The organism is Streptomyces sp. NPDC102278 (assembly GCF_044766345.1).
Taxonomy (GTDB): domain Bacteria; phylum Actinomycetota; class Actinomycetes; order Streptomycetales; family Streptomycetaceae; genus Streptomyces.
On the sequence record NZ_JBIWLV010000005.1, the window covers coordinates 379,452 to 399,158 of the forward strand.

A 19,707-nucleotide genomic window follows, 5' to 3' on the forward strand; every position below is an offset into this window, starting at 1 on the left:
TGAGTACGAAGGCCGCGTCCGTTGCTTGAGAACTGAAGAGCGTGCCGGTCCAGCCACATGCACACGTGTGGTCGATGGGCCATGTGATCGGAGGGCCTCGCCCTCCGTGTTGCTCCGATGGTCGTAGGCCAGGTTCGACTCCTGGCCGGAGCGCGGGCCCCGTCCTTGGGGGCTCTCTGCACAACCAGCCGCGTGCGGTCCCCTCTCTCCAAAGACCGCGACCGCCCCGGCTCCCTTCGCCGATCAGGAGAGATCCACATGCGTTCGTACATCGGTAACCACCAGATCGTGAACCCGGCCGAGTTTGAAGAGCTGGCGCTCGGCTTCGATGAACTGCCCCTCGGGCTGGACCGGGACCTGTTCCGGGGCCCGCTGACCCCGGAGACGGCCCAGGAGCGGGCGGCCCGTGAGGCGGTGGCCCGTGAGGTCATCGCGGAGCTGGCCGCCATGGGTGAGGGCGGGGACGAGATCGCCGCGTGGGACGCGCTCTACGCCGACGCGCTGACCCGCACGGTTCCCTTCCTGCGGGGCGCTGCCCGTGGCGCCGGCCGTTCCTCCTGGATGGGGGAAGCGGCATGAGCCACACCATGGCGGCCCTGTCCGCAGCGCTTCCGTTGGCGTCCGGCTGGTCGGTTCACAGCCTGTGGATGCGGCGCCGAATCGCGGCGGCCCGCCGCGACCCGCTCACCGGACTGCTGACCCGGGACGGTTTCACCGAGGCGGCCCAGCGTCGGCTGACGCATCGGCCGAGGGCCGTGTGCCTGATCGACCTCAACAAGTTCAAGCAGATCAACGACACCTACGGCCACGCCGCCGGGGACGCGGTCATCCGCGCAGTCGGCAAGCGGCTGAGTGACTGGGCCCTGAACAACTCGGCTGTTGTGGGGCGTTTGGGGGGCGACGAGTTCGCCGCCGTGGCTCCCGCCTACAGCGAGAACCAGCTCGCCGAGACCCTCAGCAGCCTGACCGCAGGGCTGGAGCAGCCGGTAGACGTCGGGGGCCATTCGCTGACCATCAGCGCTGCGATCGGCTTGGTCTGCTTCAACGCACGCACGAATCAGGCAGACCTCTCCGAGCTGCTGCGGGTGGCGGATGAGCAGATGTACCGGGCCAAGCGCGGTGGCACCCCGTGGATGAAGGCCCTCGACTACGCCCCGGAACGGGCGACGGTCAACGGCCGGCGCGCTGGTCGTCAGGGTGCCGGCGAGGTGGCGGCGTGATGGCGACCCGTAAAACTTTGACCACGGTGCAGAGGGTCGTTCTGACGGCCGCGTTCCTGCCCATGCTCGCCACCGGAGTCGCCGGTGGGGTCGGGACCTACAGCAACATCAGCCGCGCCTACGGCTCGGGCACGGCGCTCGGCGCGGTGGCGGCCGGTGAGGGTGCGACCGCGGTTCTGGCGCTGGTGCTGCTCGGGCTGACGATGCTCGGCCAGTCCTCCCCGGGGATCATCCGGATCGGCTTGTGGGCCCTGCCGGCCGCCGCTTCGGTGATGGCGGCCATGGCCGCCGATGACCCGGGCCGCACCGTGATCTACGCCGTGACCCCGATGGGCATGTGCGTGGCTGCCGAGGGCATGGCGTTCCTGGCCCGGCGGATCGTGGTCCACCAGGACGGCCGTGACGCCGAGGCGGAAGCCAAGGCGGCGACCGTGGTTCGGGCCTTGGCCTATCACCGGGCCCGCGCTGCGAACCACCCGTGGTCGTGGGTGCGCAAGTGGTCCGACCAGACGTCGTGGCGGCTGGCCCGGAGGGTCGGGCTGGGGGACGCATCGTTGGGTGCTCGACTGCTGGACGTCCAGCGCGAGCGGCTCACCCACGGCGCGGACGCCGCCCTGGCAGCCATGTTCACCGGACCTACAAACCAGGATGAAACGACAGAGTTCCTCGTAAATCGGTTGGGGTCTGACCTGCGGGAGTCGGCCGCCGAGGCCCCGCCCGCGACGGCCGAACTCATGGCCGCCGAGTCGGCCGACCCGGTTCCGGTGATCGAGCCGGTGGCGCTGCCGGAGTTGGTTCCGGTAGTCGAGCCTCCCCAGTCGGCTGCGGTGAAGGCGGTCGCCGCCGTTGAGTCGGCTCCGCGCCGGGCGACCGGTCGGGTGCCGAAGTCGGCCCGTACGCCCCGACCGACGCGCGATTCGGATGAGCTGCTGGATGAGGCCAGGTCGGTTACGGCCGACTGGTCCGATGGCGAGCTGACAGCCGAGGCGATCCGTAAGGCGGTCCGTACGTCGTCCGCCAGAGGGCGACTGCTGCGGGACACGCTCAAGACCGAGCGCGCTGCCGCTGAAGCGACGGCCGCGTGATGGCCGGGCCCGGCATACCCGTCTATCCATGGAGGCTCGCCCCGGACGGGCTGGCCACGCGCCGTCAACTCCGCGCGGCTGGCCTGCGCCCCGGCGGACAGGACGTCGTGGCCCAGCTGGAGCGACCCCGCTACCGGCGGGAGCCGCTGACCGCCTACCTCTACCGCGTGGATCTGGCCAAGCCCGTCCGGCCGATGACCCCGGCCAAGTGGGACGCGCTCGCCCTGGCCATGCTCGCCCGCCGTACCTGCCCCCAGTGCTCCACCGACGCCGGATACGTCATCCCGGCCTCGCTCGGCATGTGCGTGCCCTGCGCCTACCCCGAAGAACAGCGCGCCGCCTGAAGCAGAGGCCCGGACACCCATCGTCCGGGCCCCCTTCCACCCCACTCGCTATGAGGGAGCAGACCAACCGTGTCTGATGTCTACATCGCAGGCCAGAGCGAAGAGTCCGAGCGCCCCGGCGCCGAGGTCTTCGACATCACCACCAAGCGCCCCACCATCCCGGCCCCGCCCGCGCCGCCGGCCGATCGGTACGACGACGATGAGGAAGAGTCGCCGCGGTCGCGGCCGGTCGACTCCAAGGACCTGCCGTCCCCGGGGATCACGACCTACAAGCGGCTGCCGATCATCCCTTCCTGGCTGAAGTCGAAGCCGGGGTTCGTCTCCACCACCCAGCGCGCCACGAGCAATGCGTTCTACGCCACCGCATTTCACGGGATCCGCACCCCCTGGTACGCGCTGCAGCTCGGGCGGCTCGCCCCGCGCGGCGTGGCCCGCCTGGTCCGCGAGACCAACGCGTGGGTGTGGGACGCCGAGGCGGCCCCGCTCCGCGCGTACGAGGTCTACAAGGAGAACACCGCCGAGTACCTGAAGCTGTCGCGGCAGCGTGACAGCCGGGTGCGGCTGCGGACGCTGGTCACGATGGTGGCGCTGATCTTCGGTACCGGCTTTGCGCTGACCATGTACGTCATGGCGCCGGGCTGGCTCGCCGTGTTCGCTTCGGCCGCGGTACTCGCCGCCGGTTTCTGGGGTGCTCCGAAGGATCAGCCGGTGATCGGGCCTGCCGTGCTGAAGACGGAGCTTGAGAAGCTCACCGGGATGCTCGTGCTCCGGGCGTTGGACAACATCGGCAACGCGAAGCTGTCGGCCGCCATCAAGAAGGGCGGCGACATGAACGGCCTGCGCTTCACCTCGGAGATCACCCGGGACGGGCCCGGTTACCGCGCCGACCTGGACCTCCCGTGGGGTGTCACCCCGGAGGACATCATGGAGGCCCGTAAGCCGCTCGCCTCCGGCCTGCGCCGCAAGGTCGGATCGGTGTGGCCGTCCTCCGACCCGACCGAGCACGAAGGGCGCCTGGTCCTGTGGGTGGGCGACAAGCCCATGAACGAGACCAAGAAGCCTGCCTGGCCGCTGCTGAAGTCCGGGCAGGTGGACCTGTTCAAGCCGGTCGTCTTCGGCAACGACCAGCGCATGGCTGATGTCGCCGTCACCCTCATGTTCGCCAGTGTGGTCGTCGGCTCCATCCCCCGTATGGGCAAGACGTTCCTGATGCGTCTGTTCCTGCTCATCGCCGCTCTGGACCCGCGCGCTCAGCTCTACGCGTTCGACTTCAAGGGCACTGGCGACTTCGGTGCGCTGGAGCCGGTCTGTCACCGCTACCGGGCAGGGGATGAGGATGAGGACATCCTTTACGTCCTCGAATCGCTGCGGGAGCTGCGGGCCGAGCTGCGGCGCCGGGCGAAGGTCATCAAGTCGCTGCCGCGCTCGCGCTGCCCGGAGTCGAAGGTGACTGCCGAGCTGGCCAACGACAAGAGTCTCGGTCTGCACCCGATCGTCGCCGGGTTCGATGAGTGCCAGGTCCCCTTCGAGCACGAGAAGTACGGCAAGGAACTCGAAGAGATCTGCACCGACCTGTGCAAGCGTGGCCCGGCCCTCGGCATGGTGACGCTGTTCGGGACCCAGCGCCCCGACGCGAAGTCGCTGCCCACCGGCATCTCCGCGAACGCGGTGCTGCGGTTCTGCCTGAAGGTCATGGGCCAGCCCGCCAACGACATGGTGCTGGGCACCTCGATGTACAAGGCCGGGTACCGGGCCACGATGTTCTCCCGCACCGACCGGGGCATCTGCTGGATGGCCGGTGAGGGCGACGACCCGCGCATCGTCGCCTCCGCGTTCGTCGACGCCGTGGCCGCCGAACAGGTCGTCGTGCGGGCCCGCCGGATGCGCGAGGAGTACGGCAACGTCACCGGCCACGCCATCGGCCAGGAACCCGAGTCCGGGGAAGCCTCCTTCGACCTCCTCGCCGACATCCTCAGGGTCGTGCCGGCCGATGAGGAGAAGGTCTGGAACGAGAAGGTCGCCGCCCGCCTGGCCGCGCTCCGGCCCGAGGTCTACAGCGGCTGGAAGGCCGAGACGGTCACCACGAACCTCAAGCCGCACGGCATTACCGCCCAGGACGTATGGGGCTCCACCACCGGCGGCAAGGGCACCACTCGACGCGGTATCGCCCGCGCCGACATCACGGGCGCCATCACCCTCCGTGATGGAAAGCGGGCCGGGGGCTGACTCGCACCGCTGCTAGACCTAGCGCCCATCGCTGCTAGGTCTAGCACCCCCGCTAGCACCCCGAACCGGCTCCCATCAGCGATCTCGCACCTAGCGGCCGACCTGCGAAAACACCGGAAACCCCGCCCGGAAGGCACCCCGTGACCCCCATCCTCCTTGCTAGCGCCTGCCTGCTCATCGTCACACTCGGTTACGTCAGCGTGTGCGCGTCCAGCCCGTTCGGCACCTGCCGCAAGTGCAAGGGCTTCGGCTACGCGATGAAGACCGACCGCAAGGGCCGCCTCAAGCGCGGCAAGCACTGCCGCCGCTGCGACGGCCACGGCAAGCGCATCCGGATCGGCCGCCACCTCTACAACCTGTGGCTGCGCCTCTACCGCGACGCCAACCCCACCCCCCGCAAGACGTTCGCCCCGAAGGGATAACCCATGGCCATCACTGTCTCCCTCGTCGCCCTGTTCGGCCTGGTCCTGTTCTTCCTGCTCCGCTCCAAGACCCTCGGCTACGGCTCCGCGTTCATCGCCATCATGTTCGGCTTCTTCCTCGCCTCCACCGGAGCCTCCGGCCCCATCACCGAACTCACCACCGCTGTCCTGAACGCCGTTTCCGACCTCGGGAGCCAGGGATGAACGAGCCCATCACCTACCGGCACTGGGCCCTCGACCTCGCCCCCAAGGCAGCCCCTGCCGTCGCCACGACCACGGTCCTGATTCTGGGCCGGATCTGGAACGCCAACGGCGCCGAACACTCCGTCGGAAACGCCGCGCTGATGTTCGTCCTCGCCGCCGGAGCCGCGGCGGCCGGCGCGTTCTCTTCCGGCAACCAGTCCGGGGGCAGCGTGATCGCCGGAACCGCGTTCGCCGCATCCGGCGGCCTGGCCCTGGCCGGAGTCGCCGGATACGCCGATGGCGTCTCCCTCCCGATCCTGCTCTGGGCACTGGCCACCGCCATTGCCTACGGACTCGCGGCCCGCTACTGGCGCACCGACCGCCGAGAAGCGGTCACGTACGAGCGGCAGACCATCGGCCGGCGTGAAGACCACGCCCACGTGGAGCGCGTGGAGGCCCTGCGCGCCGGAGCACAGATCGAGGTCGCCCGCTCCGGCGCCGCCTACGCCGAGCAGCTCGCCAACGCCCTCATCACCCGCGCCGCCTTGCCCGGCTTCAACCCGCAGGCCATCACGGACGCGGGCATGCCCGAACTGCCTTCCACCGAAGGGAAGGACTGGTGACCGGGCCCGAGGCGGCATACGCCACCGCGCCGAGCGTCATCAGCGAGATCGGATGGACCGTACGGGGAGCCCGTGACTGCCGCAGCGGCATCCGTGTCCGTGAGTTCTGGCTCCGCAAGGCCGCACTCCTGGACCGCATCGCCCTCACCGACGACGACCCCGTAGGCGGCGACGCCGCGACCTGCGCCACCGAAGCGGCTCACCGCCTGATGGAAATCGACCACTCGGACGGCCCCCGCACCGAAGACCCCCGCGGCTACGTCCGCCAGGAGTACGCCCTCTGGCTCCGCCACCACTGAAGAGAGATCGCCATGAGTTCCAGTCCCGCCCTGAGCACCACGCAGCACCCGACGATGCACACGCAGGTCGACGGTCGCAGTTACCGGCCCGAGCGCGTCAGCGTGATCGCGGCCCTGTCCCACATCCGCAGCGCCCGCAAGAGCCCCAAGAACGTGGACGTCGTCAACGTGTACGCGTTCACCGGCCGCGACGGAATCCCGCTCCACGTGGTCTACATCCACCACACCCCCGGTCGCTGGCACGGAGTCAAGGACGTCATCGACGTCTACGAGATCCCCACCGCCGCGCTCACCGACCTGTAGCTGTGCCCGGGGCGGTCGCCTCTCTCCAAAGACCGCGACCGCCCCGGCTTCCCCAGTCCCTTCGCAGAAACAGGAGACCCCCAGCATGACGCAACCCACCCCTATCAGGCGATCCCGCCTGCGGGTGCTTGACGCCTACTCGTGCATCGGCGGAGCCGCCCGCGGTTACCAGTACCTCGGCTGGCACGTCACCGGCATCGACATCAACCCGCAGCCCGACTACTGCGGCGACGCCTTCCACCAGGGCGACGCCATCGAGTTCATCCGCGAGCACGGTCACGAATTCGACTTCATCCACGCCTCCCCTCCCTGCCAGGGGGAGGGAGCGCCGACCAAGGGCACGAACGCCGCACGCAACGCCCGGACCGGCCGCAGGCACCCCCACCTCATCGCCCCCACCCGCGCCGCGCTGGACCTTGTGGGACGGCCCTACGTGATCGAGAACGTGGCCGGCTCCGAGGTCCGCAAAGACCTGCGGCTGTGCGGCGAACAGTTCGGCCTGGCCGTGCTGATGCACCGCTACTTCGAACTCGGCAACTGGTCCACCGCGCAGCCGGCCCACCCCGCTCACCGGGGCAGGGTGCGCGGCTGGAGGCACGGCAAGTTCTTCCACGGCCCCTACGTCGCGGCCTACGGCAAGGGCGGCGGCAAGGCCACCGTTCCCGAGATCCGCGAAGCCAAGGGCATCGACTGGTCCCACGACCACCTCGCCCTGCGCGAGGCACTCCCGCCCGCCTACACCCGCTGGATCGCCACCGCGTTCCTGACCCGCAGCGAGGAGGCAGCGGCATGAACTCCACTCTCCTGAACGCCGCCCTCGCCGCCGCTGAGCGCGGCTGGCCCGTCTTCCCCCTGCGTGCCGGAGACAAGCGGCCCGCCGGACACCCCGAGCGCAACTGCCCCGGTACGGGCCGCTGCGCGGACGGTCACCGCACCCCCGAACAGCGCGCCACCCTCGCCCCGAAGAACATCACCGCGTGCTGGCAGTCAGCCCCGTACAACGTCGGGATCGCCACCGGCCCCGCCGGACTCCTGGTCGTAGACCTCGACATCCCAAAGGACGACGACGGACCCGCGCCACAGGAATGGGCCGGGGCCACGGACGGTCTGGACGTCTTCGCGATGCTCTGCGAGCGCGCGGGGGAGCGGCTGCCGACCGAGACGTTCACGGTGCGCACCCGCCGTGGCGGCCAGCACCTGTACTTCACCGCCCCCGCCGAAAAGCGGCTGCGTGGGAGCGCAGGGCGGTTGGGGTGGAAGGTCGACACGCGAGCCTGGGGCGGGTACGTGGTCGCGGCCGGCAGCACGGTCGGTGCGGGGTCGTACGAGATCATTCACGACGCGCCTCCGGCCCCCCTCCCCACGTGGCTCTGTGACCTGCTCATCACGCCGCCCGCAGCTACCCCCGTCCCCGTGGCCGTTCTCCGCTCCCGGATCGGGAAGGCAGACCGGTACGCGACGGCCGCCCTGAACGGCGAGGTCGCCAAGGTCGCGGCTGCTGTCACCGGCGCCCAGAACACCACGCTCTACAACGCGGCATACGCCCTCGGCCGTCTCATCGCCGCAGGGACCCTCACCGAGGACGAGGTGACCGACGCGCTCACCGCCGCCGCGCCGGAGGGGCTCGCGCCTTCCCGCGTCGCGGCCAGCATCCGCGACGGCATCCAGCGCAGCGCCCGCAACACCCTGGGAGGGGCGGCATGACCACACAGCCCGTGGACAGCTCGGAGCTGTGGGCGGGGTTCGAGGCTTTGGACGCTGAGCAGGCGGCTACCGCGCCGTGGGAGGAGCCGATTCCGCTCACCGCCCGCCGCGATCTGCCGGCGTTCCCCACCGAGGTCTTCCCGGCCTGGCTGGGCGACTACGTGCGCGCGGTCGCGGAGGAGACGCAGACACCGGTGGACATGGCCGCCTCCCTCGCGCTCGCGGTGCTGGGCACTGCTGCCGGAGGCCGCGCCGTGGTTCACGTCCGCGGCCGGTGGCGCGAGCCCGTGAACGTGTTCGTTGTCGTCGCCCTGCCGCCGGGCAACCGCAAGAGTGCGGTGTTCAACCTGATGGCCGACCCGCTCTACCGCTGTGAAGCGCTCCTGGTCACACAGTCCGCCGGACGGATCGTGGAAGCGGAGATCACCGCTAGGCTCGCCAGGGAGGTCGCGGACAACGCGGCGGCCAAGGCGGCCCGCGCCGACGCTGACAAGCGGGACCAGCTCGTGGCTGAGGCCATCGGCCTCGCACAGGCCGCCGAGGCGGTCACGGTGCCCGCGAAGCCCCGTCTGCTGGCCGATGACGCCACCCCGGAGGTCATCGCCTCACTGCTGGCCGAACAGGGCGGCAGGCTCTCCGTGATGTCGGCCGAGGGCGGCATCTTCGACATCATCGCGGGACGCTACTCCGGCACCCCGAATCTGGATGTCTTCCTGCGGGGGCAGGCAGGCGACCGGCTGAGGGTGGACCGCCGGGGCCGTGAGGAGTTCATCGAGTCCCCTGCCCTGACCATGGGGCTCACCGTGCAACCCTCCGTTCTGGAGGACATTGGCCGCATCAAGGGAGCCAATGACAGGGGCCTGTTGGCCAGGTTCTTCTACTCCCTTCCGACGTCGCTCGTCGGGCACCGCACGATCCTGCCCGACCCGATCCCGGACACGGTGGCCGCCACCTACGAGGAGAAGATCACCGCCCTGACCATGTCCCTGGCCGACTGGACGGACCCGGCGGTACTCCAGCTCTCCCCCGAAGCGGGTGCCGTCCTCGTTGCGTTCGAGGAGCGCCAGGAACCGCGACTGCGGCCCCGTGGGGGCGACCTCGCTCACGTCGGGAACTGGGCCAACAAGCTGGGCGGCGCAACCTGCCGCCTGGCCGGGCTGCTCCACCTCGCCTTGCATCCCACGAACGGCCACATCGAGCCCATCAGCCCGGACACCATGCGCGCGGCGGTGAAGCTGATCGACTACTTCACCGGTCACGCCCTGGTGGTCTTCGACCTCATGGGCGCTCACCACACCGCCAACCGCGCCCATGCCGTGCTGGAGCTGCTGCGCACCCAGCAGTGGAGCGAGGTCAGCAAGCGCGACGTCATGGTGAAACTCTCCCGCTCCGAGTTCCCCACGGTCGCCGATCTGGACCCCGCGCTGGAGCTGCTGGACGACCACGGATTCATCCGCTGCCAGCCCGTCCAGCGCACCGGAGGCAGGGGCCGGCCACCGTCCCCGCGCTACCTCATCCACCCCCAGCTCAGCGACCCGACCGCCTGACCCCCGCCACAGAAACCACAGAATCACAGAAATAACCCCACCATGCCCCTGACCTGCGTAAACGCTGTCAGGGGCGGTGGGGTGGCCGTCGCCACAGAAACCCACGGAAGTCCCACACAAATACCCGCCCAGCCCAGGGCCCTTATTTCTGTGGGACTTCCTGCGGTTTCTGTGGCGCACCACCCCCACAGAGGTTTCCGCAGGTCAGACCCCCTGCCCCGGGTTTCTGTGTATTTCGTGGTTTCTGTGGCGGGCCGCCAAGGAGCGAGCCCATGCCTGACGCCCATGACGCCGTGTCCCACGCGGCAGATCCAACGCTGGTGCTGCTGACCGTCGAGGAAGCCGCCCGCCGACTCCGCGTCGGTAGAACCACCTGCTTCGCGCTGATCCGCACTGGCGCGCTGGAGTCCGTCCTGATCGGTGGACTCCGCAGGGTCCCGGTCGATGCGCCGGCCGAGTACGTGACCCGCCTCCGCACCACCCAACACGCGGCTTGATGGCCACCTGAGACAGGAGTCTGCCTATGGCAGAGAGAAGCAAGAAGGGCACCCGCCGCGCCAACGGCGAAACCGCGATCTACTTCGGAAAGGACGGACGCTGGCACGCCAGAGTGCCGATGGGCTACCGGGACAACGGCGAGCCGTACCGGAGGCACATCACCCGGCTTACGGAGGATCTCCTCATGGAGGAGGTCAAGCGGCTGGAGAAGCAGCGTGACCAGGGGACTGCCCAGCAGCCCGGGAAGCTGTGGACGGTCGAGAAGTGGCTGTGGCACTGGGTCGAGAACATCGCCAAGGAAGCCGTCAGTGAGAACACCTACGACGGCTACGAGGTGGCTGTTCGGGTGCACCTCGTGCCCGGTATCGGGAAGCACCGGATTGACCGCCTGGAGCCGGAACACCTGGAGAGCCTGTACCGCCGGATGAAGGCGAAGGGCAGCAAGCCCGCCACGGCCCACCAGGCCCACCGGACCGCCCGCACTGCGCTGGGTGAGGCGGTACGGCGCGGCCACGCGGCGAAGAACGCCGCCGCCCTGGCCAAGCCGCCGCGGGTGGAGGAGGCCGAAGACGAGATCGAGCCCTATTCGGTCGAGGAGATCCAGAGCCTGCTGATCGAGGTGAACAAGCGCCGCAATAGCGCCCGCTGGATGCTTGCCCTCGCGCTCGGGCTGCGGCAGGGGGAGACGCTGGGGCTCCGGTGGGCCGACGTGGACCTGGAGAGCGAGTACCTGAAGCTGCGCCGGAACCGGCTGCGGCCGAAGTACGCGCACGGGTGCAAGGAAGCTGCGCCGTGCGGCCGGAAGGCCGGGTACTGCCCCCTGCGCAGCCAGGTGCGGCGCGAGACGAAGAACACCAAGTCGCGCGCCGGACGTCGTGCGGTGCCCCTGCCGGGGCCCCTGGTCCGGATGCTCCGGGCGCACAAGGAGGTCCAGGCCCGAGAGCGGAGGGCGGCCGGCGACCTGTGGACCGAGTCGGAGTACGTCTTCACCAAGCCGCTCGGCGGCCCTCTCAGCCCGAACACGGACTATCACGACTGGAAGAAGCTCATCGGGGACTCGGGTGTGAGGGACGCGCGCCTGCACGACGCACGGCACACCGCCGCCACCGTGCTCATGCTGCTCGGGGTTCCGGACCGGGTCATCGACCAGATCATGGGCTGGGAGGCAGGAACCTCTGCCCGGATGCGTGCGCGGTACCTGCACGTGCCCGACGCCATGCTGAAGGACGTGGCGCAGAAGATCGGGGAGGCCATCTGGGGTCCCTCGCAGAAGAGCCTTGTGGACAAAGACCAGGACAACGGAACCTGATGAACGACGAAGGGCCCCGCTGCAAGCAGCGGGGCCCTTCGACGTATTGCCCGGTGAGAGCAATGGCGGAGGATACGAGATTCGAACTCGTGAGGGGTTGCCCCCAACACGCTTTCCAAGCGTGCGCCCTAGGCCACTAGGCGAATCCTCCGGGGCAAACAATACAAGACGTTCAGGGGTGCTCGCGAACGTGATCGTCGGGCGGCGGACCGGGACGGATCCGGGAGCGATCCCGGGGCCGATCCGGGAGGGAGAACCGGCAGGGAGAACCGGCAGGGAGAACCGGGTCCGTTCCGGGACGGATCAGCCGGCGATCCGGGAGGAGACGCCGCCGGCGATCCATGGCGGATCGCGAGGGACGCCGCCGGCGATCCAGGACGGAGCGGCGAGAGGCGTCGCGAACGACCCGGAAGTGGCCGATGGATCGGCCGGGTCGATTCCGGGTCGTTTCATCGGCTAGGGTGGGGCCAGCCCCTCACGTGGCGCTATCTCACCCAACTCCCCCAGGGCCGGAAGGCAGCAAGGGTAAGTGGGCTCTGGCGGGTGCGTGGGGGGCGTTTTGCGTTCCGGGGCGGCTCCGGCGGGGGATCCGAGGAGCCGGCGGGCGGCTGTTGTCGGTGGGCCCGGATAACCTCGTATACGTGTCGTCCCTTGCGCTGTACCGCCGCTACCGCCCCGAGTCGTTCGCCGAGGTCATCGGTCAGGAGCATGTCACCTCCCCGCTGATGCAGGCCCTGCGGAACAACCGGGTCAATCACGCGTACCTGTTCAGCGGTCCGCGAGGGTGTGGCAAGACCACCAGCGCGCGCATCCTGGCCCGCTGCCTGAACTGCGAGCAGGGCCCCACGCCGACCCCCTGCGGGGAGTGCCAGTCCTGCACGGACCTCGCGCGCAACGGCCCCGGGTCCATCGACGTCATCGAGATCGACGCCGCTTCGCACGGTGGCGTGGACGACGCCCGTGACCTGCGCGAGAAGGCCTTCTTCGGGCCCGCCTCCAGCCGCTACAAGATCTACATCATCGACGAGGCCCACATGGTCACCTCGGCGGGCTTCAACGCCCTGCTGAAGGTCGTCGAGGAGCCGCCGGAGCACCTGAAGTTCATCTTCGCCACGACCGAGCCGGAAAAGGTCATCGGCACCATCCGCTCCCGGACGCACCACTACCCCTTCCGGCTCGTCCCGCCCGGCACCCTGCGGGACTACCTGGGCGAGGTCTGCGGGCGCGAGGGCGCCACCGTCGAGGACGGCGTGCTGCCCCTCGTCGTGCGGGCCGGCGCCGGCTCGGTGCGTGACTCGATGTCGGTGATGGACCAGTTGCTCGCCGGCGCCGCCGAGCAGGGTGTGACGTACGCCATGGCGACGTCCCTCCTCGGCTACACGGACGGATCGCTGCTCGACTCGGTCGTCGACGCCTTCGCCGCCGGGGACGGGGCCGCCGCGTTCGAGGTCGTCGACCGGGTGGTGGAGGGCGGCAACGACCCCCGCCGGTTCGTCGCCGACCTGCTGGAGCGGCTGCGCGACCTGGTCATCCTGGCCGCCGTTCCCGACGCCGGGGAGAAGGGGCTCATCGACGCCCCCGCCGATGTCGTCGAGCGGATGACGGCCCAGGCGTCCGTGTTCGGCGCCGCCGAGCTGTCGCGCGCCGCCGACCTGGTCAACACCGGGCTCACCGAGATGCGGGGCGCGACCTCGCCCCGGCTCCAGCTGGAACTGATCTGTGCCCGCGTGCTGCTGCCCGCCGCCTTCGACGACGAGCGTTCCTTCCAGGCCCGCCTGGACCGCCTGGAGCGTGGCGGGTTCGCGGCGGCCGGGGCGGCGGGCGCCGTCGCGCCCGTCGCGATGCCCGCCATGGGGTACGTGCCCGGGCCCGAGGCCCACGGCATGGCCCCGGCCGGACCCGCCGGCGGAATGGCCGCCGCCCGCGCCGCCGCCCGGGCCCCCGAACCCGAGTCCGCCCCCGCGGCACCCGCGCCCCCCACCCACACCCCGGCCGCAGCCGCCCACACCCCGGCCGCCCCCACCCCGGCGGAGACCCCCGCACCCGCCCCCGCACCCGCCCCCGCGCCCGGTGCCTGGCCCGGCGCGGCCCAGCCGGGCTCCGGCGCCCCCGCCCCCGCCGAAGGTCGGCCGGGTGCCTGGCCGGGAGCCGCGAGCCCCACCACCCCCGCCCCGGCCCCCGTCGCTCAGGCCACCCCCGCCGCCGGCGCCTGGCCCAGCGCCACCGCACCCGGATCGGGAGCCTCCGCACCCGCCCCCGCCCCGGCCGCCGCCGCCCCGAGCGGCGGCCCCGCGCCGGCCATCCCCTCACCCGGCATGGCCGCCGGCGCGGGCCAGGTACAGGCCATGTGGCCCGGTGTCCTGGAGGCCGTGAAGAACCGCCGCCGCTTCACCTGGATCCTGCTCAGCCAGAACGCCCAGGTCACCGGCTTCGACGGAACGACGTTGCAGCTCGGCTTCCCCAATGTCGGAGCCCGCGACAACTTCGCGAGCAGCGGCAGCGAGGACGTCCTCAAGGCCGTCCTCGCCGAGCAGTTCCAGGTCAACTGGAAGATCGAAGCCGTGATCGGCGGCGGCACGCCCGTGCCCGCCGTGGGCTCGTACTCCGCCCCGGCGGCTCCCGCGTACAGTCCGCCGCCCCCGCAGCAGCAGGCCCCGGCCCCGCCTTCGCAGCAGTCGTCGCAGTCGGCCCCGTACCAGCAGCCGCCTCAGCAGTCCGCGTCCTCACCCCGGCCGCCCGAACGGCAGGCGCCCCCGCCGGTCGCCCCCGAGGACGACGTCCCCGAGGAGGACGATCCCGACCTCGTCGACAGCGCCCTGACCGGACACGACCTGATCGTGCGGGAGCTCGGAGCCACCGTTGTGGAGGAATACACGAACGAGTAGCGGCCGTCTCATTGGGTGGCCGCACGAAAGGGAATCCGGAGGGCGGGCTACGCTTCATGGCGTGAAGGTCCTCGTCATCGGCGGCGGCGCCCGCGAACACGCCCTGTGCCGCTCTCTGTCCCTCGACCCCGACGTCAACGCGCTGTACTGCGCTCCCGGCAACGCCGGCATCTCCGAGGTGGCCGAACTGCGCCCGGTCGACGCCCTCGACGGTGACGCGGTGGCCCGCCTCGCCGTCGAGCTCGGCGCCGACCTGGTCGTCGTCGGACCGGAGGCCCCGCTGGTCGCCGGGGTCGGCGACGCCGTCCGCGCGGCCGGCATCCCCGTCTTCGGCCCCTCCGCCGACGCGGCCCGACTGGAGGGCTCCAAGGCCTTCGCCAAGGACGTGATGGCTGCGGCAGGGGTTCCGACCGCCCGCAGCTACGTGTGCACCACCCCGGAAGAGGTGGACGCGGCCCTCGACGCCTTCGGCGCCCCGTACGTCGTCAAGGACGACGGCCTCGCCGCCGGCAAGGGCGTCGTGGTCACCGACGACCTCGCCGCCGCCCGCGCGCACGCGCTGGCCTGCGACCGGGTCGTCATCGAGGAGTTCCTCGACGGCCCCGAGGTCTCCCTCTTCGCCATCACCGACGGGGTCACCGTCCTGCCCCTCCAGCCCGCGCAGGACTTCAAGCGCGCGCTCGACGGCGACGCGGGCCCCAACACCGGCGGCATGGGCGCGTACTCGCCGCTCCCCTGGGCCGACCCCAAGCTGGTCGACGAGGTCATGGCCTCCGTCCTGCAACCCACCGTCGACGAGCTCCGCCACCGCGGCACCCCCTTCTCCGGGCTGCTGTACGCCGGTCTGGCGATCACCTCGCGCGGGGTCCGGGTCATCGAGTTCAACGCCCGCTTCGGCGACCCCGAGACCCAGGTCGTCCTCGCCCGCCTGCGCACCCCGCTCGCGAGCGTGCTGCTGAACGCGGCCCGGGGCACCCTGGACACCGAGCCGCCGCTCGCCTGGCGCGAGGACGCCGCCGTCACCGTCGTCATCGCCTCGCACAACTACCCCGAGACCCCGCGCACCGGGGACCCGATCGAGGGTCTGGCCGACGTGGCCGCGCAGGACGCCCCGCACGCGTACGTGCTGCACGCCGGAACCCGCCGCGACGGCGACTCCGTCGTCAGCGCGGGCGGCCGCGTCCTCTCGGTGACGGCGACCGGTTCCGATCTGGCGCAGGCCCGCGAGAGGGCGTATAAGGCCGTCGCCCGGATCCGGCTCGACGGCTCGCAGCACCGCACGGACATCGCGGCGAAGGCCGCCGAAGGCCGCTGAACAGCGGAACGACGTGAACGCGGGCCCGGGCGCACTCTGTGCGCCTGGGCCCGCGCGTGCGACTGCATCCGGCCGCGTTCGAACGCACCCACCTTTACCCAAAGCCATTCCATCGGGTGATGGTGCCCCGGACCGCCTGACTCTCGCGCCGGCCCCAACTAGGGTGCGGCGCAAGCGTTCCGGCACATGGCCCACCGGCATTGCGATGTCGGTGGCTGGTGTCACAGTGGGGGAGTGAGCAAAGCCGCCGCAGGGCAGAGGGGGGTGAGGTCCGGCCGTGTCCGGAACCGGTTCGATCGCTGAAGGTGGGACGCCGTCCGCGCGTTCCCGAGCCCTCGCCGTGCTGCGGGTCCGCAGCAGGGCGCTGGCCCTCGCGCTGCTGCCCGCCGCCCTCGCGGTGGTGCTCGTCGCCGCCCGGACGACGGGGCGGCTGGCCGGTGACCCCTGGCCCGCGGTGACCCTGACCGTCTGCGCCGTCGCCGCCGTCGTGCTGCTGGTCGGCGGGGTCTTCGCCGCCGTCGTGCTGCGGGCCGGCCCCGCCGTGACACCGACGGTGCCGCTGTCCGAGACCGCCGCCCCCGATCTGTACCGCCTGGTGCGCGACCTCGCCGACCGCATGGACGTGCCCGCGCCCTCCGCGATAGCCCTGACCCCGGACTGCGACAGCTGGCTGGAGGACCGCACCCATCCCGCCCACCGTCGCGCGGACACGGCGGCCGGCCGGCCCGAGTCCGAGCCCGGCGCGGCCCCCGTGCTGGTGATCGGTTCGCCGTTCCTGTGGTGGATGCGGGTCGCGGAACTCCGGGCGGTCCTCGCGCCGGTCGTCGCCGGCACGGGCCCCTCCGCCCATCCCGACATAGCCGACGCCCGCTCCTTCGTACGGGGGCTCGACGCCGCCGTGGACGTGGGCACCAGGCCCGGCCTCGGCTGGATCGCCCCGCCGGCCCGGCTGCTGCTGCGCCTGTGTCGGGTGGACGCCGCGGAGATGGAGCGCGGGGTGGCCGCCGCCGCGTCGGATCGCGCCCAAGGCGTGGACTACGGGCTGCGCATCGTCGCCCAGGAGCAGGTCGGGCTGGCCTACGCGGGCTGGGACCGGCTGCTGACCCGGGTGGCCCTGCCGGCCTGGCGGATGGGCCGGTGGCCCGCACGGCTCGACGCCGGCGTGGTGTCCGCGCTGACCGAGCTGTCCCGCCGCGACCGCCTCGCGGACGGGTTCACCTCCCGGCTCGGCGAGCGCCCCGCCTGCGATCTGCTGGAGCAGCCGGGCGCGGTCGACGAGGCCGCCTCGCTGCTGGCCGCGCGGCTCTTCCACGGCGGTCCGGCCGAGGCGGGTCCGGACTGGTCCCCGGTGGACTGGGCCGCGTACCCGGAGGAGGTCGTGGACCGCAAGTGGCGCACGGAGGCCGCCCGACTGCACGCCGCCCTCGACGGGCTGGCGGCGCCCGCCGCCCCCACGGTGGAGCGGGTCATCGCCTACCTCACGGACGCCGTCCCCGCCGGGGAGTCGCTGGCGGGCAGGCTCAGCGGGGACCTCGCTCGGCAGGAGTCGGGGCCGGACTCGGCCGTGGCGCGGACCGCGGACGCCGTTCCGCTGTTCCCGCTCCAGGCGCCGCGCAGTGGGCGGGACCTGCTGGCCGACCACGTGACGGCGCTGGTCTGTTGTGCGGCCGTGGACTCCGCCGGGGCCGCGCCGGGCCTGGACTGGCTCGACGGCCCCGTGCTGCTGGTGGGCGGAGCACGCCGGTCGGACCTCGGGCCCCGAGTGCTGTCCCTGGTCGAGGACGGCGACCCGGAGCCGCTGCGGGACTGGCTCCAGGAGATCGGAGTCCGCCCGGAGAAGCCGGTCCGGCTGGTGTGAGGCGCGGCCGGCGCCGCTCGCGCCCGCGCGCCCGCGCGCGCTCCCTGGCCCCGGATCGCCCCCGGCGGCGCCCGGTCATGTGACAAGGCTTTTTCGCGACGAACGGTGACGGAGTGCGCGCGTTATGTGATGTGCTGGGGTCGACGGATGCACGTTCGGGGGAGCGAGGGAGGGGAGCGGGATGAGTGCGGACCAGATCCGGCGGTGGGAATCAGGTGCGCTGGCGCACGCGGTGAACGATCCCTTCGGGCAGGGACCGCTGCCCTGGTTCCGGGGCAGCGAGCTGTACTTCGACGACACCGGCCAGGTCGTCCCCTGGTACGTCGACCCCGCCGTCGCCCCCGGCCAGATCCCGCGCGCCCGCAGCGGCGGCGGCCCGCTCACCGCCGACGACGTCCACCGACAGATCAAGGGCTTCGCCTCCACCGGCGCCGTGTCCCCCGGCGAGGCGATCGACTTCCACATCACCGTGGACCCGCCGCAACAGTTCTCCGTCGACATCTACCGCATCGGCCACTACGCGGGCGACGGCGCCAGCAAGATCCACTCCAGTCCCCGGCTCTCCGGCATCGTCCAGCCGGCCCCGCTCGCCGCCGACCGGACGGTCTCCTGCCACCACTGGTGGCTGTCCTGGCGGCTCCAGGTCCCCTCGTACTGGAACGTCGGCGCGTACGTGGCCGTCCTGACGACCGTGGACGGCTACCGCTCCCACATCCCCTTCACGGTCCGCGACGATCAGCCCGCCGACCTGCTGCTCCTGCTGCCCGACATCACCTGGCAGGCCTACAACCTCTACCCGGAGGACGGCCACACCGGCGCGAGCCTCTACCACGCCTGGGACGAACAGGGCCGCCTCCTCGGGGAGCGGGACGCCGCCACCACCGTGTCCTTCGACCGCCCCTACGCGGGCGCGGGCCTGCCGCTCCACGTGGGCCACGCCTACGACTTCATCCGCTGGGCCGAGCGCTACGGCTACGACATCGCCTACGCCGACACCCGGGACCTGCACGCCGGCCGCGTCGACCCCACCCGCTACCGGGGCCTGGTCTTCCCAGGGCACGACGAGTACTGGTCGGCCCCCATGCGCCGCACCGTGGAGCGCGCCCGCGAGCACGGCACCTCGCTCGTATTCCTCTCCGCCAACACCATGTACTGGCAGGTCGAACTGGCCCCCTCCCCGTCCGGGGTCGAGGACCGGCTCCTCACCTGCCGAAAGCGGCGCGGACCCGGCCGCCCCAGCCTCTGGCGCGAGGTCGACCGCCCGGAACAGCAACTGCTCGGCATCCAGTACGCGGGACGGGTCCCCGAGCCCGCGCCCCTGATCGTGCGCAACGCCACGCACTGGCTCTGGGACTCCACCGGCGCCGCCGAGAACGACGAGCTCGACGGACTGGTCGCCGGCGAGGCCGACCGGTACTTCCCGCGCACCCAGCTTCCCGAACACCAGGACCGGATCCTGCTCGCGCACTCCCCGTACCTCGACAGCGAGGGCGCCAAGCGCCACCAGGAGACGTCCCTGTACCGGTCGCCCAGCGGCGCCTGGGTGTTCGCGTCCGGCACCTTCGCCTGGTCCCCGGCGCTCGACCGCCCCGGCCACGTGGACGAACGGGTCCAGCGGGCCACGGCCAACCTCCTCGACCGGATCTGCAAGCACGACTGACACGCCCCCACACCAGACACGGCCCCCACGCCCGGCACGGCCCCCGGCACCCCCCACCCACCGCACCGGACCGCACCGCACCGCCGGCCGACGCGGCATCCCGCACCGCACCGCCGGCCGACGCGGCATCCCGCACCGCACCGCCGGCCGACGCGACGGGCCGCGCCCCCTGGCGAGGGCGCGCGGCCCCGTACGGGACAATGGGACCGCGCTCGTACAGAACCAC

The 19,707-nt window shown here is 71.6% G+C and carries 19 protein-coding genes, 1 tRNA gene and 1 other RNA gene; 20 read left to right on the forward strand and 1 reads right to left on the reverse strand.

Going from position 1 to position 19,707, the window contains the following annotated elements; translation table 11 throughout:
- Positions 1 to 258: 258 nt before the first annotated feature.
- The 15 genes from ACIRO3_RS16430 (at position 259) to ACIRO3_RS16500 (ending at position 11,763) form a co-directional block, all read left to right on the forward strand.
- Positions 259 to 579, forward strand: coding sequence for a hypothetical protein (locus ACIRO3_RS16430; protein ID WP_404137025.1), 321 nt, complete (start codon positions 259 to 261; stop codon positions 577 to 579).
- Positions 576 to 1,220 (forward strand): GGDEF domain-containing protein, encoded by a 645-nt coding sequence (locus tag ACIRO3_RS16435; RefSeq protein ID WP_404137027.1) that lies wholly within the window; start codon positions 576 to 578, stop codon positions 1,218 to 1,220. The genes ACIRO3_RS16430 and ACIRO3_RS16435 overlap by 4 nt, the downstream gene beginning before the upstream one ends.
- Positions 1,220 to 2,305, forward strand: a complete 1,086-nt coding sequence (locus tag ACIRO3_RS16440) for a conjugal transfer protein (RefSeq protein ID WP_404137172.1) — start codon at positions 1,220 to 1,222, stop codon at positions 2,303 to 2,305. Before ACIRO3_RS16435 ends, ACIRO3_RS16440 begins: the two co-directional genes overlap by 1 nt.
- Positions 2,305 to 2,649 carry an RRQRL motif-containing zinc-binding protein gene (locus tag ACIRO3_RS16445; RefSeq protein WP_404136655.1) on the forward strand — a complete coding sequence of 115 codons (345 nt, stop codon included), beginning with the start codon at positions 2,305 to 2,307 and terminating at the stop codon, positions 2,647 to 2,649. Before ACIRO3_RS16440 ends, ACIRO3_RS16445 begins: the two co-directional genes overlap by 1 nt.
- A 69-nt stretch (positions 2,650 to 2,718) precedes the next feature.
- On the forward strand, positions 2,719 to 4,875 hold the full coding sequence (locus ACIRO3_RS16450; RefSeq protein WP_404137030.1) for a cell division protein FtsK: 2,157 nt from the start codon (positions 2,719 to 2,721) through the stop codon (positions 4,873 to 4,875).
- Positions 4,876 to 5,015: 140 nt separating this feature from the next.
- Positions 5,016 to 5,297, forward strand: coding sequence for a hypothetical protein (locus ACIRO3_RS16455; protein WP_404137033.1), 282 nt, complete (start codon positions 5,016 to 5,018; stop codon positions 5,295 to 5,297).
- A 3-nt stretch (positions 5,298 to 5,300) separates the two neighbouring features.
- A complete protein-coding gene (locus ACIRO3_RS16460; protein WP_404137036.1) occupies positions 5,301 to 5,501 on the forward strand; it encodes a hypothetical protein in 201 nt (66 codons plus the stop codon).
- Positions 5,498 to 6,103: a hypothetical protein gene (locus ACIRO3_RS16465; RefSeq protein ID WP_404137039.1), complete on the forward strand. Its 606-nt coding sequence runs from the start codon at positions 5,498 to 5,500 to the stop codon at positions 6,101 to 6,103. The genes ACIRO3_RS16460 and ACIRO3_RS16465 overlap by 4 nt, the downstream gene beginning before the upstream one ends.
- A complete protein-coding gene (locus tag ACIRO3_RS16470; RefSeq protein WP_404137041.1) occupies positions 6,100 to 6,402 on the forward strand; it encodes a hypothetical protein in 303 nt (100 codons plus the stop codon). The genes ACIRO3_RS16465 and ACIRO3_RS16470 overlap by 4 nt, the downstream gene beginning before the upstream one ends.
- A gap of 12 nt (positions 6,403 to 6,414) precedes the next feature.
- A complete protein-coding gene (locus ACIRO3_RS16475; protein WP_404137044.1) occupies positions 6,415 to 6,705 on the forward strand; it encodes a hypothetical protein in 291 nt (96 codons plus the stop codon).
- Between the two features lie 85 nt (positions 6,706 to 6,790).
- The gene (locus ACIRO3_RS16480) at positions 6,791 to 7,498 is read left to right on the forward strand and encodes a DNA methylase (RefSeq protein ID WP_404137047.1); all 708 of its coding nucleotides are present in this window, start codon (positions 6,791 to 6,793) and stop codon (positions 7,496 to 7,498) included.
- Entirely contained in the window at positions 7,495 to 8,409 is a 915-nt protein-coding gene (locus ACIRO3_RS16485; protein WP_404137049.1) for a bifunctional DNA primase/polymerase, read from the forward strand. The genes ACIRO3_RS16480 and ACIRO3_RS16485 overlap by 4 nt, the downstream gene beginning before the upstream one ends.
- Positions 8,406 to 9,956 carry a YfjI family protein gene (locus ACIRO3_RS16490; protein ID WP_404137052.1) on the forward strand — a complete coding sequence of 517 codons (1,551 nt, stop codon included), beginning with the start codon at positions 8,406 to 8,408 and terminating at the stop codon, positions 9,954 to 9,956. Before ACIRO3_RS16485 ends, ACIRO3_RS16490 begins: the two co-directional genes overlap by 4 nt.
- Before the next feature lie 272 nt (positions 9,957 to 10,228).
- On the forward strand, positions 10,229 to 10,453 hold the full coding sequence (locus ACIRO3_RS16495; protein ID WP_404137055.1) for a helix-turn-helix domain-containing protein: 225 nt from the start codon (positions 10,229 to 10,231) through the stop codon (positions 10,451 to 10,453).
- Between the two features lie 26 nt (positions 10,454 to 10,479).
- Positions 10,480 to 11,763, forward strand: a complete 1,284-nt coding sequence (locus tag ACIRO3_RS16500; protein ID WP_404137057.1) for a tyrosine-type recombinase/integrase — start codon at positions 10,480 to 10,482, stop codon at positions 11,761 to 11,763.
- Between the two features lie 63 nt (positions 11,764 to 11,826).
- On the opposite strand, the gene ACIRO3_RS16505 is transcribed toward ACIRO3_RS16500, so the two are convergent.
- Positions 11,827 to 11,914, reverse strand: a tRNA-Ser gene (locus ACIRO3_RS16505).
- Positions 11,915 to 12,230: 316 nt separating this feature from the next.
- On the opposite strand from ACIRO3_RS16505, the gene ffs reads away from it, so the two are divergent.
- The 5 genes from ffs to ACIRO3_RS16530 all read left to right on the forward strand — a co-directional run bounded on the left by ffs (position 12,231) and on the right by ACIRO3_RS16530 (position 19,481).
- An RNA gene (gene ffs / locus ACIRO3_RS16510) (signal recognition particle sRNA small type) lies at positions 12,231 to 12,325 on the forward strand.
- A 79-nt stretch (positions 12,326 to 12,404) separates the two neighbouring features.
- Positions 12,405 to 14,648, forward strand: coding sequence for a DNA polymerase III subunit gamma and tau (locus ACIRO3_RS16515; RefSeq protein ID WP_404137060.1), 2,244 nt, complete (start codon positions 12,405 to 12,407; stop codon positions 14,646 to 14,648).
- 61 nt (positions 14,649 to 14,709) lie between these two features.
- On the forward strand, positions 14,710 to 15,963 hold the full coding sequence (gene purD, locus ACIRO3_RS16520; protein ID WP_404137063.1) for a phosphoribosylamine--glycine ligase: 1,254 nt from the start codon (positions 14,710 to 14,712) through the stop codon (positions 15,961 to 15,963).
- A 277-nt stretch (positions 15,964 to 16,240) separates the two neighbouring features.
- Positions 16,241 to 17,821: a hypothetical protein gene (locus ACIRO3_RS16525; protein WP_404137066.1), complete on the forward strand. Its 1,581-nt coding sequence runs from the start codon at positions 16,241 to 16,243 to the stop codon at positions 17,819 to 17,821.
- A 181-nt stretch (positions 17,822 to 18,002) separates the two neighbouring features.
- The gene (locus ACIRO3_RS16530) at positions 18,003 to 19,481 is read left to right on the forward strand and encodes a N,N-dimethylformamidase beta subunit family domain-containing protein (protein WP_365997431.1); all 1,479 of its coding nucleotides are present in this window, start codon (positions 18,003 to 18,005) and stop codon (positions 19,479 to 19,481) included.
- Positions 19,482 to 19,707 lie beyond the last annotated feature (226 nt).